This is a genomic window from Streptomyces sp. NPDC043878, assembly GCF_056435735.1.
In genome coordinates this window covers 352,612-366,302 of record NZ_JBWKDW010000001.1, presented here as the reverse complement: position 1 = coordinate 366,302, position 13,691 = coordinate 352,612, and the positions used below count along the sequence as shown (strand labels likewise).

Annotated in this window: 16 protein-coding genes and 1 pseudogene; 8 read left to right on the top strand and 9 right to left on the bottom strand. The window is 73.0% G+C overall.

All coding sequences use genetic code 11. The features are described 5' to 3' along the window. Positions 1-116: 116 nt before the first annotated feature. Positions 117-947 (bottom strand): hypothetical protein, encoded by an 831-nt coding sequence (locus tag AC07AZ_RS01595; RefSeq protein WP_478842625.1) that lies wholly within the window; start codon positions 945-947, stop codon positions 117-119. 88 nt (positions 948-1,035) lie between these two features. Between AC07AZ_RS01595 and AC07AZ_RS01590 the strand changes: the two are divergent. Continuing rightward, positions 1,036-1,392 (top strand): annotated as a pseudogene (locus tag AC07AZ_RS01590) (thiamine pyrophosphate-dependent enzyme); the annotation flags it as partial. Positions 1,393-1,670: 278 nt separating this feature from the next. Here the strand turns inward: AC07AZ_RS01590 and AC07AZ_RS01585 are convergent. The 3 genes from AC07AZ_RS01585 to AC07AZ_RS01575 form a co-directional block, all read right to left on the bottom strand. Next, positions 1,671-1,907 (bottom strand): P-loop NTPase family protein, encoded by a 237-nt coding sequence (locus AC07AZ_RS01585; RefSeq protein WP_478842623.1) that lies wholly within the window; start codon positions 1,905-1,907, stop codon positions 1,671-1,673. Between the two features lie 525 nt (positions 1,908-2,432). Then, positions 2,433-3,326, bottom strand: coding sequence for a 2-hydroxy-3-oxopropionate reductase (locus tag AC07AZ_RS01580; protein WP_478842621.1), 894 nt, complete (start codon positions 3,324-3,326; stop codon positions 2,433-2,435). 63 nt (positions 3,327-3,389) lie between these two features. Next, positions 3,390-4,247 carry a TIM barrel protein gene (locus tag AC07AZ_RS01575; protein WP_478842619.1) on the bottom strand — a complete coding sequence of 286 codons (858 nt, stop codon included), beginning with the start codon at positions 4,245-4,247 and terminating at the stop codon, positions 3,390-3,392. Positions 4,248-4,413: 166 nt separating this feature from the next. On the opposite strand from AC07AZ_RS01575, the gene AC07AZ_RS01570 reads away from it, so the two are divergent. The 6 genes from AC07AZ_RS01570 to AC07AZ_RS01545 all read left to right on the top strand — a co-directional run bounded on the left by AC07AZ_RS01570 (position 4,414) and on the right by AC07AZ_RS01545 (position 8,563). Next, positions 4,414-4,665, top strand: a complete 252-nt coding sequence (locus AC07AZ_RS01570; RefSeq protein WP_478842617.1) for a YkoF family thiamine-binding protein — start codon at positions 4,414-4,416, stop codon at positions 4,663-4,665. Then, the gene (locus AC07AZ_RS01565; RefSeq protein ID WP_478842615.1) at positions 4,662-5,030 is read left to right on the top strand and encodes a helix-turn-helix domain-containing protein; all 369 of its coding nucleotides are present in this window, start codon (positions 4,662-4,664) and stop codon (positions 5,028-5,030) included. Before AC07AZ_RS01570 ends, AC07AZ_RS01565 begins: the two co-directional genes overlap by 4 nt. A 122-nt stretch (positions 5,031-5,152) precedes the next feature. After that, entirely contained in the window at positions 5,153-5,671 is a 519-nt protein-coding gene (uraD, locus tag AC07AZ_RS01560) for a 2-oxo-4-hydroxy-4-carboxy-5-ureidoimidazoline decarboxylase (RefSeq protein ID WP_478842613.1), read from the top strand. After that, positions 5,668-6,066 carry a hydroxyisourate hydrolase gene (gene uraH, locus AC07AZ_RS01555; RefSeq protein WP_478842611.1) on the top strand — a complete coding sequence of 133 codons (399 nt, stop codon included), beginning with the start codon at positions 5,668-5,670 and terminating at the stop codon, positions 6,064-6,066. The genes uraD and uraH overlap by 4 nt, the downstream gene beginning before the upstream one ends. Before the next feature lie 7 nt (positions 6,067-6,073). Further along, a complete protein-coding gene (pucL, locus tag AC07AZ_RS01550; protein WP_478842609.1) occupies positions 6,074-7,012 on the top strand; it encodes a factor-independent urate hydroxylase in 939 nt (312 codons plus the stop codon). A 171-nt stretch (positions 7,013-7,183) separates the two neighbouring features. After that, positions 7,184-8,563, top strand: coding sequence for an 8-oxoguanine deaminase (locus AC07AZ_RS01545; RefSeq protein ID WP_478842607.1), 1,380 nt, complete (start codon positions 7,184-7,186; stop codon positions 8,561-8,563). Positions 8,564-8,951: 388 nt separating this feature from the next. Here the strand turns inward: AC07AZ_RS01545 and AC07AZ_RS01540 are convergent, their stop codons facing one another. From AC07AZ_RS01540 to AC07AZ_RS01520, 5 genes are all read right to left on the bottom strand, one after another. Next, on the bottom strand, positions 8,952-9,770 hold the full coding sequence (locus tag AC07AZ_RS01540; RefSeq protein ID WP_478842605.1) for a chitosanase: 819 nt from the start codon (positions 9,768-9,770) through the stop codon (positions 8,952-8,954). A gap of 63 nt (positions 9,771-9,833) precedes the next feature. Beyond that, positions 9,834-10,256 (bottom strand): acyl-CoA thioesterase, encoded by a 423-nt coding sequence (locus tag AC07AZ_RS01535; RefSeq protein ID WP_478842603.1) that lies wholly within the window; start codon positions 10,254-10,256, stop codon positions 9,834-9,836. 89 nt (positions 10,257-10,345) lie between these two features. After that, on the bottom strand, positions 10,346-10,975 hold the full coding sequence (locus AC07AZ_RS01530; protein WP_478842601.1) for a hypothetical protein: 630 nt from the start codon (positions 10,973-10,975) through the stop codon (positions 10,346-10,348). A 117-nt stretch (positions 10,976-11,092) separates the two neighbouring features. Next, complete coding sequence (locus tag AC07AZ_RS01525; RefSeq protein ID WP_478842599.1) at positions 11,093-11,692, bottom strand: histidine phosphatase family protein; 600 nt, start codon at positions 11,690-11,692, stop codon at positions 11,093-11,095. Positions 11,693-11,695: 3 nt separating this feature from the next. Beyond that, positions 11,696-12,922 carry a pyridoxal phosphate-dependent aminotransferase gene (locus AC07AZ_RS01520; protein ID WP_478842597.1) on the bottom strand — a complete coding sequence of 409 codons (1,227 nt, stop codon included), beginning with the start codon at positions 12,920-12,922 and terminating at the stop codon, positions 11,696-11,698. Between the two features lie 85 nt (positions 12,923-13,007). Between AC07AZ_RS01520 and AC07AZ_RS01515 the strand changes: the two genes are divergently transcribed. Further along, the gene (locus AC07AZ_RS01515; RefSeq protein ID WP_478842595.1) at positions 13,008-13,634 is read left to right on the top strand and encodes a winged helix-turn-helix transcriptional regulator; all 627 of its coding nucleotides are present in this window, start codon (positions 13,008-13,010) and stop codon (positions 13,632-13,634) included. Positions 13,635-13,691 lie beyond the last annotated feature (57 nt).

The following is a 13,691-nucleotide window of genomic DNA, read 5'->3' as shown; positions in this document are numbered from 1 at the left end:
GTCCGCCGGTCCGCTCATGCCCGGCGGGTCACGCTCGCGCCCGGGCAGGTCACACTCGCGCCCGGGCAGGTCACGCTCGTGCCCCGCCGGTTCCGCTCACGACCGACCGGCCCCGCTCACGCCTCGCCGGGCTGACCCGGGCCCTTGGCGTCGAGTGCGCCGGCGGGGGCGTTGACGGGCCGTGGCGCACCCGTCAGATCGAGCACGAACAGGGGGATGCCGAGGGCGTCGGCGCGGGCGCGGGCATCGGCGGTGTACCCGGCGAGGCAGAAGCAGACACAGTCGACGGACTCCGTCATGGCCGCCAGCCACAGACACTCCACGTCCCTGAGCGGGACCGGGCGCACCGTCGGTTCCACCCGGGCCAGCAGGCCACGGGCGGCCAGCCCGACGCCGGACGGGGGGTACTGGCCGGCGCGGTGGACGTCCCGGTGGCCCAGCCACCGCAGGTACAGCGCGGCGGCCGTGACCGCGTCCCGCGCGGTGCGGATCGGTACGGGCCGGAAGGCGGGGCGCCGGCGCGGGGGCGGCGGGGCGCCGATGCCCGGCCCCCCGCCGGCCCTCGGTTGCCCTCCGGCCCTCGGCGGGGTGCCGGCCCTTGGTGGTCCACCGGCCCTCGGCCGGCCGCCGGTCCTCGGTGGGGTGACGATCGTCGGTGGGTCGCCGACCGGGTCCGTGTCCGGGCGGGGCCGGGCCACCGGTATGCGCAGGACCGTCCCGCACGAGCAGCCCATCTCCGGCCGGGGCCACTGGTCGCGGCGGCCGCAGGCCGTGCAGCGCACGACGACCCACTCCTCGTCCCAGGTCCGGTGGGTGACGGGTGTCGGCGGGGCGTGCCGGTCCAGCGGCGGGGCGACGGGCGTACCGCACGCGCAGGGATACGACGGTGGCGCGTAGAGCTGCTCGCGCCGACAGGCCGGGCAGCGCACCGGCACGCTCTCGGACATGGCCCCATCGTCCTCCACGCGGCCCCCGTCTGTCCGCGCTTTCCCGGCTCCGGTCCCCCTTGACGGTCCCCCTTGGCGGTGTGCCGCGGGCCTGATCCGGCAGGCGCAGCGGGCGTTCGACATCGACTTCCAGGTCAACCTGGAGTTCGAGAACCTCAACTCGCCCGAACTGGGCGTCTACGGCGTCGACCACGTCAAGGTCACCGAGGGCCTGGGCTGCAAGGCGATCCGGGTGACCGACCCGAACGAACTCGGCGCGGCCCTGGAGCAGGCCAGGAAGCTCGCCGCCGAGCACCGGGTGCCGGTCGTCGTGGAGGCGATCCTGGAGCGCGTCACCAACATCTCCATGTCGACCACCAACGACATCGGCAACGTCGTGGAGTTCGAGGAGATCGCCACCGAGCCCGGCCACGCGCCGACCTCGATCAGGACGCTGAAGGTCTGACGCCGGGGCGACCCGCGCGCCGCCACCGAGGGATGGCCGGTCCCTGACGGGACGGGCCACCCTTTCGTCGTCGTCGTCGTCGTCGCGGGGTCAGTCCGGGCCGGCGCCGCAACCGCTGCCCCGTCCGGACCGCCGCTCCCGCTCCCGTGCCCGTACGCGTACCCGTAGTTCTCGTGCGGGTCGGTGCCCTCCTCGCCGAAGCGGACGGCGGACGGCCCCACGCCATTCGCCGTCCGACGTCCGCGGGGTCCGCCCCGATGGGAGCGTGGTGGCCGGGTTCAGACGGTGTCGTGTTCGGACAGGCCCGGCCAGTCCTCCGGGCCGCCTCCCTGCCATTCGACGAAGTCGCTCTCCTCCACCTCGACGCGGTCGAGGTCGGCCATCCGGAGGATCTCGACGACGTCGTCGAGGTGGGAGGCGATGCCGAGGACCGTGTCCCCGGACGTGACCCGCCGGGAGCCGTCGAGGGCCGGTGGGTGCACCACGATGCGCGGATGCGGCGCCGAGAGTGCCATGTGTTCAGGGTGCTGCGGAGGCGGCGGTTCCGCACCCCGGGGCGTCCGCGACGCGCCCGGGCAGCGGTGAGCGCCGACACGGAACCGTCCGTGTCCGGCGCTCACCGGCCGTGCCGCTGCCGGCACGGCTTCGACCGCGGCGGCCGCGACGGGACCGGCGCCGTCCTTCCCTCAGGTCGAAGAAGGAGGCACCGGGCCCCTTCGCCACCGCACCGGCTCACGCGCCGCCGCGGTCTCATCCGGCCCGCGTCGCGCCGGCGACCACCCCGCATCCGGGTCGCACGACCCCGCGCGAGCTGCGCGTACGGCGTCCTGACCGTCCTGACCGTCCTGAGCGGACGGCCGGACGCGTACGCGGTCCGGGCCGTCACCGATCCCGCCGCCCGGGGCCGCCCCGCGGTGCGCGGGGGCTCCTCGGTGCGGGCACGGGCGGGGATCGGTGCGGTTGGTGCCGGGCGGCGCCGTCGCCTGGGCGCGACAGGACGGATGTCGGCGGCGGCGCCGCCCGGGGTCTCGGGGGTGAGGTCAGACCTGGGCGCCGGACAGGCGCTCCACGCCCCTCAGCAGGGCGGAGTGGTCGAGGCCGCCGTCGCCCTGGGCGCGCAGTCCGGCCACCAGTCGAGCGACCACGGCGCCGACGGGCAGGGCCGCGCCGACGGCACGGGCCGCGTCGGTGACGATGCCCATGTCCTTGTGGTGCAGGTCGACACGGAAGCCCGGCCTGAAGTCGCGGGTGAGGAAGTTGTCCTTCTTGCGCGCCAGCACGGTGGAGCCGGCGAGTCCGCCGCCGAGCACGTCCAGGGCCGCCTCCAGGTCCACGCCCGACTTCTCCAGGAAGACCACCGCCTCGGCGCACGCCTGGATGTTGACGGCCACGATCAGCTGGTTGGCGGCCTTCACGGTCTGGCCGGAGCCGTGCGGCCCGCACAGCACGATGGTCCTGCCCAGCGCCTCGAACAGCGGCCGGGCCTCGTCGAAGTCGGCCTGCTCGCCGCCGACCATGACGGACAGCACCGCCTCGACCGCGCCGGCCTCACCGCCGGACACCGGGGCGTCAAGGACGCGGATGCCCCGGCCGGCGGCGGCCTTCGCGAGGTCCACGGACGTCCGCGGGGTGATCGAGGACATGTCGATCAGCAGGGTGCCGGGCCGCGCGTGGGCCAGGATGCCGTCCGGGCCGTAGGCGACGGCCTCCACCTGCGGGGAGGCGGGCACCATCGTGACGACCACGTCGGCGTCCCGCACGGCCTCGGCGATCGAACCGGCCGCGGTGCCGCCGGCGGCGGTCAGCCGGTCCAGCTTGTCCTGTTCCAGGGTGTGCCCGGTGACGTCGTAGCCCGCCTTGATCAGGTTCTCCGACATGGGGGAGCCCATGATGCCGAGACCGATCCAGGCCACCTTGGGCAGGTTGTCGCTCATGAGAGTGCCTCTCTCGCTTCCGTGCCGCGGGTGACGGGGGCGGTGGGTGCCGGTGGGTGCCGCTCAGCGCGCGGCTCGGGCCTCGGCGGGCAGCCAGTCGAAGGCGTCCGCGCTCGGGCGGTCGCCCGGCCTGTACTCCAGGCCGACCCAGCCCTCGTAGCCGGCCTTCCGCAGCAGGCCGAGCAGGTCGGCCAGGGGAAGCGTGCCCGTGCCCGGGGCGCCGCGGCCGGGGTTGTCGGCGATCTGCACATGCCCGGTGACCGGCGCGTAGCGGTCGATCACCGACGGCAGGTCCTCGCCGTTCACCGCCAGGTGGTAGAGGTCCATCAGGAACCGGGCGTTGCCGAGGCCGCCGGCCCGGTTCACCTTCTCCACGACGCTTGCCGCGGCCGACGCGCTCACCAGCGGGTAGCGGGGGGACTCACGCCGGTTGAGGGCCTCGACCAGCAGAACCGCCCCGACCCGGTGGGCCGCCCGGGCCGCGAGGACCAGGTTCTCCAGCGCCGGCGCGTCCTGCTCGGCGGGGTCCACGCCCTCGACGCGGTTGCCGTACAGGGCGTTCAGCGCCGTACAGCCGAGGGAGTGCGCGAAGTCCGCGGCCACGTCGACGTTGGCGCGGAACCGCTCCGACTCCTCGCCGGGGACCGACAGGGCGCCGCGGTCGGGGCCCGGCAGTTGACCGGCGTAGAAGTTCAGGCCCGTGAGCCGGACGCCTGCGTCCTCGACGGCCGTTCTGAGCGCGTCCAGCGCCGGGCGTCCGGGCGTGGGGGAGTCGACCCAGGGCCACCACAGTTCGACCGCGGTGAAGCCGGCCGCGGCGGCGGCCGCGGGGCGCTCCAGGAGCGGGAGCTCCGTGAAGAGGACCGACAGGTTGACGCTGTAGCGCCGGTCTGCGCCTGTGCTCGATTCGGGACCTGGCATCGGGGCCGCGCTCCTTCCGTGCCGAGACGCGCTGGGCGTTCCGTGACTGCTCCGCGTTATTCCGCATTGCGGAAGTCAGCTTCTGCTTATTGGAAGATTGCCGTCGGCTGTCGGAGCTTGTCAAGAGGGGTCGGCGGAATGTGGCGGCGCGCGTTAGGTTGTGCGCGTGCGATTGAGAGTGGAGTTCACGACCGAGCCCTTCGACCTGGACGAGGCGCCCGCGCACGCGGTGGTGGCCCGTCAGGTCGTCGAGGCCGCCGAGCTGGACGCGGTGGACGTCGGCCCGTTCGGCAACACGGCCGAGGGTGGCGCCGACGCCGTGCTCGGCGCCGTGGACACGCTGCTGCGCCGGGCCCTGGAGGCGGGCGCCACCCGCATCTCGCTCCAGCTGAACGTGGTCGGCGAGGGCCCGCGGTGACCGGCGCCGCGGAGGAGCACTTCATCGCCGCCGTGAAGCCGCTGGTCGACGCCATGGGCGGGGAGCTGCTCGCGCCCGACGAGGCCGGCCCCGACGACGTGGTGCTCGCCTGGGAGGGCGCCGACGTCGTCGCCGTACGGCTGCCGCAGCTCGCCGACTCCCTCGACCACATCCTCGCCGCCATGGAGCGCAGACAGGGCAAGCCCCTGGCCGACCTGGACCGCAAGGCCAAGCAGGAGGTGGTGCGGATACTCGAGGCGCGGGGCGCCTTCTCCGTACGGCACGGTGTGGAGACCGTGGCGGGCGCGCTCGGGGTGAGCCGCTTCACCGTCTACAACTACCTGAACCGCGAGAAACAGGGCTGAGCGCGGCGGGCCGGGTTTGTTACCCGGAATTTTCAACAAACTGTTGACTCCGTGTCGCGGAGGGGCGTTAGCTGTGCGCAGCCCGTTCAGCACGAAGGCCGTTCGCGGCCACGGAGGCTCCCGTGACGTCGACTTCCACGCCCCCGGGTCTGGCCCGGTTCAACGCGCTCGGGGAGTCCGCGGCCCTGGCCGCCCTCCGCGAGGCGTGCGCCTCCACCACCTGGGCGAAGCGACTGCTCGCCGCCCGCCCCTACGCCACCACCGGGGAACTCCTCGCCGCGAGTGACAGCGCCATGACCGGGCTGAGCGACGAGGACCTGGCCGAGGCCATGGCCGGTCATCCGCCGATCGGCCGCCCCCGGCCCGGCGACCCGACCTCGGCCCGCGAACAGCGCGGCATGGCCGGAGCCTCCCCGGAACTGCGGGCGGAGATGCTCGAACTGAACCTGGCCTACCAGGAGAGATTCGGCCATGTCTTCCTCATCTGCGCCACCGGCCGGACCGGCGAGCAGATGCGCGACGCGGCCAGGGAACGGCTCGGCAGCACACCGGAGCGGGAGCGGGAGACCGTCCGCACCGAGCTGGGCCTGATCAACCGTCTCCGCCTGGCCCGACTCGTCGAGGAGGACGCCCGACCATGAGCACCGACACCACCGCCTCCGTGTCCACGCACATCCTGGACACCAGCGTCGGCCGCCCCGCCGCCGGTGTCGCCGTCCGCCTCGCGGCCCGCGCCGGCCGCGACGCCGGATGGCGGGCGCTCGGCGGCTCCGCGACCGACGCGGACGGGCGGTGCAGGGACCTGCCGGCCCCGCCGGAGGGAACGACCCACGTACGGCTCGACTTCGCCGTGGAGCCGTACTTCGACCAGAAGCAAGCCGATGCGCAGCAGGACGCCCCCGCGAATCGGGACAGGGGTGCCGACGCGGTGTTCTTCCCGGAGGTGGCGATCACCTTCGCCGTCGAGCCGGGCGAGCACTACCACGTACCGCTGCTGCTCAACCCGTTCGGCTACTCCGTATACCGAGGGAGCTAGCAGACACATGGCAGACAATTCCCGGACCGGCCGCCCCGTGATGCTGGGTCAGAACCAGTACGGCAAGGCCGAGAACCGCGTCGTGAAGATCACCCGGGACGGCGCCACCCACCACATCAAGGACCTGAACGTGTCCGTGGCGCTCAGCGGCGACATGGAGGAGGTCCACTACTCCGGCTCGAACGCCAACGTGCTGCCGACCGACACCACCAAGAACACGGTGTACGCGTTCGCCAAGGAGTACGGCATCGAGTCGGCCGAGCAGTTCGGCATCCATCTCGCCCGGCACTTCGTGACCTCGCAGGAGCCCATCAGGCGGGCCCGTATCCGGATCGAGGAGTACGCCTGGGAGCGGATCGCGACCTCGCCGACGGACGCCGGGCCCGCCCGGGGCGAGCACTCCTTCGTCCGCCAGGGCCGCGAGACCCGGGTCACGCAGGTCACCTACGACGGCTCGTCGTGGGAGGTCGTCTCCGGGCTGAAGGACCTGGTCGTGATGAACTCGACCGACTCCGAGTTCTGGGGCTACGTCAAGGACAAGTACACGACGCTCCCGGAGGCGTACGACCGCATCCTGGCCACCCGGGTCACGGCCCGCTGGCGCTTCAACTGGTCCGACGACCAGCGGGAGACGCCCGACTGGGAGGAGTCCTACGAGCGGACCCGCGAGCACCTGCTCCAGGCCTTCGCGGAGACGTACTCGCTGTCCCTCCAGCAGACCCTGTACCAGATGGGCTCGCGGATCATCGACCACCGCGACGAGATCGACGAGGTCCGCTTCTCGCTCCCCAACCAGCACCACTTCCTGGTCGACCTGGAACCGTTCGGCCTGAAGAACGACAACGAGGTGTACTTCGCAGCCGACCGGCCCTACGGCCTGATCGAGGCCACCGTCCTGCGGGACGGCTGCGAGGCGAGGATCCCGGTGGACCTCACCAACCTCTGAGGTTCCTCATTTCGGCACCCGTGGCCGCTTCGGCACCCGTGGCCGTTTCGGACCACATGGCCGTTTCGGCACCCGGGGCCGGGGGACCGGCCTCCCCGGCCACGGCACTCGAAACTCCCGGGGTCCTGCCGTGCCCTCCGCACCGAGCCCACTGAGTGAAAAGGACACATCATGGCAGCACCCCAGCGGATCGTGATCGAGAACTGTTCGATCGCGACCGTCGACGCCCACGACACCGAGTACGCCTCCGGGCATGTCGTCGTGGCCGGCAGCCGTATCGAGTCGCTCGGCGCGGGCAGGGCACCCGGGGACCTGGAGAACGTGGGACGCCGTATCGACGCCTCCGGGCACCTTCTCACCCCGGGTCTGGTCAACACCCACCACCACTACTACCAGTGGATCACCCGAGGCCTGGCCACGGACCACAACCTCTTCGACTGGCTCGTCGCGCTGTACCCGACCTGGGCGCGCATCGACGAGCAGATGGTGTACGCGGCCGCCCAGGGCTCCCTGGCGATGATGGCCCGCGGCGGCGTCACCACCGCCATGGACCACCACTACGTCTTCCCGAAGGGGGCCGGCGACCTGTCCGGCGCCGTCATCCGCGCCGCCCGCGAGATGGGCGTCCGTTTCACCCTCGCCCGCGGCTCGATGGACCGCGGCGAGAAGGACGGCGGCCTGCCGCCGGACTTCGCCGTCGAGACCCTCGACGGCGCCCTGGCCGCCACCGAGGCGACCATCGACGAGCATCACGACACCTCCTTCGACGCGATGACCCAGGTGGCCGTGGCCCCCTGCTCGCCCTTCTCCGTCTCCACCGAACTGATGCGGCAGGGCGCCGAACTGGCCCGCCGCAAGGGCGTACGGCTGCACACCCACGGCTCGGAGACCGTGGAGGAGGAGAAGTTCTGCCACGAACTGTTCGGCATGGGCCCGACCGACTACTTCGAGTCCACCGGCTGGCTCGGCGAGGACGTGTGGATGGCGCACTGCGTCCACATGAACGACTCCGACATCGACGCCTTCGCCCGGACGAGGACCGGAGTGGCCCACTGCCCGTCGTCCAACGCCCGGCTCGCGGCCGGCATCGCCCGCGTCCCCGACCTGCTCGCCGCCGGCGTGCCGGTCGGCCTCGGCGTCGACGGTACGGCCTCCAACGAGTCCGGCGAACTCCACACCGAACTGCGCAACGCGCTCCTCATCAACCGCCTCGGCGCCCACCGCGAGTCCGCGCTCACCGCCCGTCAGGCCCTGCGGCTGGGCACCTACGGCGGCGCCCAGGTGCTGGGCCGCGCCCGGGAGACCGGTTCCCTGGAGCCGGGCAAGCTCGCCGACCTGGTGCTGTGGAACCTCGGCACGCTGGCCCACTCCTCCATCGCCGACCCGGTCAGCGCGCTGGTCCTCGGCGCGGCGGCCCCGGTCACGGCCTCCTTCGTGGGCGGCCGTCAGATCGTCGAGAACAACCGTCTGCTGCACGCCGACGAGGACGCCATCGCCCGCTCCACCCGTGCGCAGGCCCGGCGGCTGGCGGAGATCGCCGCCAGCCTCTGAATCCCCCCGTCCCACCGCGCGAACTCCGCCGCACGGCAGGGCACTTGAACTCCGGTCGGGAGGGACGGCTTCCGACCGGTGGCCGTGGACCCGGACCGGGTGCGCGGCGGCCGTTGCCGGGGCGCGTGTGGACACACGCGCCCCGGGACGGTCCCGTCCCGGCGCGTCGCCGTTCTCGCGACCCCGCCTGCCCCACCTCCGTTCTCCCAGAGGTGGCCGCGGTGTACGCGGGAGTCGTCGCCCCGCCCCCGACCGTCGGGGCGGCCGTCGGCCTGACAGGCACGAACTCACCTTCCGCACCGGCGCCCGTCCGTCCACTGCCGGCCTCGCCACCTTCCTGCAGACCCTCGGGATCTGGCGGATCGGCCGAGGCGCCGCCCCTCGCGCCTCAGCCGATCGTGTAACGGTCCCCGTACACCCGCCACTCCAGCGGCGGGTCCAGGTCGAGGTTGCCCGCGGCGAGGAACACCCGCTGGGCCGTCTCGACCCGGGTCACGTCGCTGTGTGCCGCCTCCTGTCTCATCGCCCACACCCGGGCGTCGAGGAAGGCGTTCAGATACGCCGTCTCGTCGCCGCCGTCCGCCGGGGTGGCCGCGACGCCCCGGGCCCGGCGGCGGATGCCGCCGAAGCTGACGGCGTCCGTGCCGGGGCCGTGCATGACCATGGCGTCGAAGTAGGCGAACTGGCCGAGCGTCCCGAGGCCGTCCTTCTCGGCGCGGGCGACCGCCGGGTCGAAGTAGACCCGGTCCCGCAGGTCGCGCTGTGCCCGGCGGAACGCGGACGTGCCGGCGGCCTTGCGCCAGGCGGCGGGGAAACCCGGGTCCAGTCCCGCGTGGGAGTCGCTGCCGTCCACCGCGCGCAGCGCGGGCAGGAACCCGGCCAGCGCGTTGTCCGGGACGCGCTCGGTGTACAGCTCGACCAGGGCGAGCATGTCGCTCGTCCCGGAGCAGAAGCCGATGACGCCGCCGGTGTAGCCGCGGCCGTCGCCGATGTCCTCGATGTACCGGTACTGCGCCTTCCAGTCCAGCGACGAGTTCTCCGCGCTGGACACCAGCCGCATCGCGAGGTCCTTCTTGTCCGGGGCGCCGAGCCCGGCCGCGGGGGCCGCCTCGGCCGACGGCCACCGGGCGACGAGCGCGGTGGCGCCGAGGGCACCGAGGGCGGCGAGCAGGGTGCGGCGGGCTGCTCCTGCGTGCGGGATCGGCACGTCATCTCCGGTGGTTCTGGGGGCGTCGGGGTCGGCGGGATCATCTGGGTCCGGCGGCCGCGGTCACAGACCGAACAGGCTCGCGTCCGCGGCGAGTTCCTTGAACCGGCTGTGCGGGTCCGCCACCAGTCTGCGTTCGCGGAGGTCGAGCAGGCCGCCGACGGAGGTGAGCTCGGCGGCCACCGTGCCGTCCGCCTTGCGGATGCTCTGCTCGATCCGGAACGTCTTGCCGCCGGCCCAGTCGAAGACGCAGGTCACGTCCACCTCGTCACCGGCGAGCAGTTCCCGCCGGTAGCGGATGGTCGTCTCCAGGGCGACCGGGCCGACGCCCTCGGCGGCCAGCGCGGCCTGGCTGATGCCGGCCGCCCGCAGCAGCGACCAGCGGGCGTGCTCGGCGTAGTTGATGTACACGCTCTGGTTGACGTGACCCTGCACGTCGGTCTCGTATCCGCGGACGGTGATCCGCACGGAGAACGGCTCGCTCACGGTGTCCCCTTCTCGATGTCCGAGTCGATGGCGGCGGTCGGTGCCGGCGGTCGGTGCCGGCGACCGGCCCACCGATCTTGGCACGCGCGTCACGCCCGGCGCGGGGAAGCCAGCACATATCGAGCGCGCGTACGAGGGTCGGTGTGTTCGCCGGTCTGCCAGCCCGCCTTGTCCAGGGTGGCCGCGCAGGCCCGGAGCGTCTCGCCGTCCGGTCCGCGCACGGCGACGGCCTCCGGCTGCGGGGTCGCCCGCACCCGGTAGCCCTCGACGTCCCCGCCCGCGGGGAGGTGACCGGCCGCTTCCAGGGCGAGCGCGGCCGCCTGCACGAGATGCGTCCGCTCCCAGCCGCACGGCCGGTCCGTGGCACCGTCGGGGTTGGTCATCCGGCGCAGTTCGATCAGCCCCTGCCAGGCACTGTGGACCTCGCGGACCCGGGCGGGGCCCGTACCGGGAAGGTTTTCCTCGCCGCCGACGCGGGCCGTGAACACGCCGCTCGCCGCGGGCGCCGACTCGGGCGGCTGCGGGGTGTGCGCCGGCTGCTCGCGGGTCCGGTGTCCGGCCGGTGTCAGGAAGTGGTCGTGCGGCGGGCGCGGGTGCCGGAAGGCGAGCCCGTGCCGGACGAGCGCGGCGAGCTGTGCCTCGGTGCCCCGCAGACGGCCGGTGACGGGATCGGCGGCGTCGATGACACGCCGCTGCGCGGCGGTCGGCGGTCGTGTCACGGCGTGCTCCTCCCCGGCGGACCTGCCTGCTCCAAGGCCCGTCCGCGGTGCGGGGACCGGCCCTTGTCGAAGACTACGACGCCGCTGTGACATCCCCGCGGGAGCCGAGACCCACGCCTACGGTTCCGGCCGGTGGTTCCAGCCCGCGATCACCGGGCGCCCGTGCTCCGTGCCCAGCCGGCACACGGTGCCCGTCGCCAGCTGGAACAGCGCGCCCGCCGAGGGAGGCAGCCCGAGCCTTCGGGCGGTGAGGACCCGCAGGAAGTGTCCGTGCGCCACCAGCACGACAGCGCCCTCCGTGCTGCCGAGCGCCGCGTCCGCCCTGGCCAGCACCCGGTCGGCGCGCTCCCCGACCTGCTGCGGGCTCTCCCCGGGATGCTCGGGCGGCCCGGGTGTGACCCCGTCGGTGAACAGGAACCAGTCCGGCCGCTCGCGCTGGATCTCGGCGGTCGTGACGCCCTCGTACCCGCCGTAGTCCCACTCGACCAGGTCGGCGTCCACGCGGGCCTCGTGCAGTCCGACGAGCTCCGCCGTCTCGCGCGCCCGTCGCAGCGGGCTCACGAACACGGCGCCGACCTGGTGCGAGCGGATCAGCGGCACCAGCCGGCGTGCCTCCTCGCGGCCCTTCTCGGTCAGCGGGACATCGGTGGAGCCGGTGTGCCGCCCGGACCGCGACCACTCGGTCTCGCCGTGCCGGACCAGGAAGAGATCACCCATGTCTCACAGGCTACGAGGACCCTCCTGCCGGTACCCGCCGAGGAACCGCCCGATTCGTCCGATCGCCGCCTCCAGGTCGTCGGCGTGGGGCAGGGTGAGGATGCGGAAGTGGTCGGGGCTCGGCCAGTTGAAGCCGGTGCCCTGGACCACCTGGATCTTCTCCCGCAGCAGCAGGTCCAGGACGAACTTCTCGTCGTCGTGGATGCGGTGCACCTTCGGGTCCAGCCGGGGGAACGCGTACAGGGCGCCCTTCGGCTTCACGCAGGACACCCCGGGGATCTCGTTCAGCTTCTCCCACACCACGTTGCGCTGTTCGTGCAGCCTGCCGCCCGGGGCGGTGAGGTCGGTGATGGACTGGCGGCCGCCGAGCGCCGCCTGGATGGCGTACTGGGCGGGCGCGTTCGGGCACAGCCGCATGGAGGCCAGCATCGTCAGCCCCTCCAGGTAGTTGCGCGCGTGCTGCTTCGGGCCGGTGACCACCAGCCAGCCCGAGCGGAAGCCGGCGACCCGGTAGGTCTTCGACAGTCCGCAGAAGGTCAGGACCACCAGGTCGGGGGCGAGCGCGGCGGCCGAGTGGTGCACGGCGTCGTCGTACAGGATCTGGTCGTAGATCTCGTCGGCGAAGACCATCAGGCCGTGGCGGCGGGCGAGGTCGAGGATGCCCTCGACGATCTCCTTCGGGTAGACGGCGCCGGTGGGGTTGTTGGGGTTGATGATCACGACGGCCCTGGTGCGGTCGGTGATCTTCGCCGCCATGTCGTCCAGGTCCGGGTACCAGTCGGCCTGTTCGTCGCAGAGGTAGTGCACGGCCTTTCCGCCGGCCAGGGTCGTCACCGCCGTCCAGAGCGGGAAGTCGGGGGCGGGGATGAGGATTTCGTCGCCGTCCTCGATCAGCGCCTGTACGGCCATCGAGACCAGTTCGGAGACGCCGTTGCCGAGGAAGACGTCGTCGACGTCGACCTCCAGGCCCCGGTCCTGGTAGCGCTGGGCGACCGCCCGGCGGGCGGAGAGGATGCCCCGCGAGTCGGTGTAGCCGTGCGCCTGCGGGAGCATGCGGATCATGTCCTGGATGATCTCCTCGGGCGCCTCGAAGCCGAAGAGCGCGGGGTTGCCGGTGTTCAGGCGGAGCACGCTGTGGCCCGCCTCCTCCAGCGCGTTGGCGTGCTCGATCACCGGACCGCGGATCTCGTAACAGACCTCGCTGAGCTTGCTCGACTGCCGGAACTCCATGCGCTGCGCCCTCCGGTACGTGGTGTTGCTTGGTTTTACCAAGTTCGAGCTTGGAAAGTCCAACAACTTGTCTAGACTGCGCTCCATGTCACCTCGCCGAAGCTACGACCAGTACTGTTCCGCCGCCCGTGCGCTCGACGTCGTCGGTGACCGCTGGACGCTGCTCGTCGTGCGCGAACTCCTGGCCGGCCCGCGCCGCTACACGGACCTGCACGCCGACCTGCCCGGCGTGAGCACGGACGTACTCGCCTCCCGGCTGAAGGACATGGAACGCGACGGCCTCGCCACGCGCCGCCGGCTGCCCCCGCCCGGCGCGGTCTCCGTGTACGAACTCACCGCGCGCGGGCGGGACCTGCTGCCCGTGCTCCAGGCGCTGGGGGCGTGGGGGCAGCCCGAACTCGGCGAGCGCCGGCCCACGGACGCGGTGCGCGCGCACTGGTTCGCGCTGCCCCTGCTGCGGGCCCTGGAGGGCGAGGGGCTCGTCGAAGTCCGCCTAGAGGAGGGCGAGTTCCACCTCCGCGTCGGTGAGGCGGAGGGTCCCGTCTACGGCGACGGCCCCGCGCCCGCGGAGCCCGACGCCCGCCTCGTGCTGGATGTCGAGACGTGTACGGCCGTCGCCCGGGGCGAGGTGAGCGTGCGGGACGCCGTGCGCGCCGGCCGGATCGAGGTGACCGGCGACGGCACCCCGGCCAAGGCGCTGCGGGAGGCGTGAGAAGAGGCAGGAGGCCCGCCGGTGGCGGGCCTCCTGATGGGACGTCAGCTCCTGTGG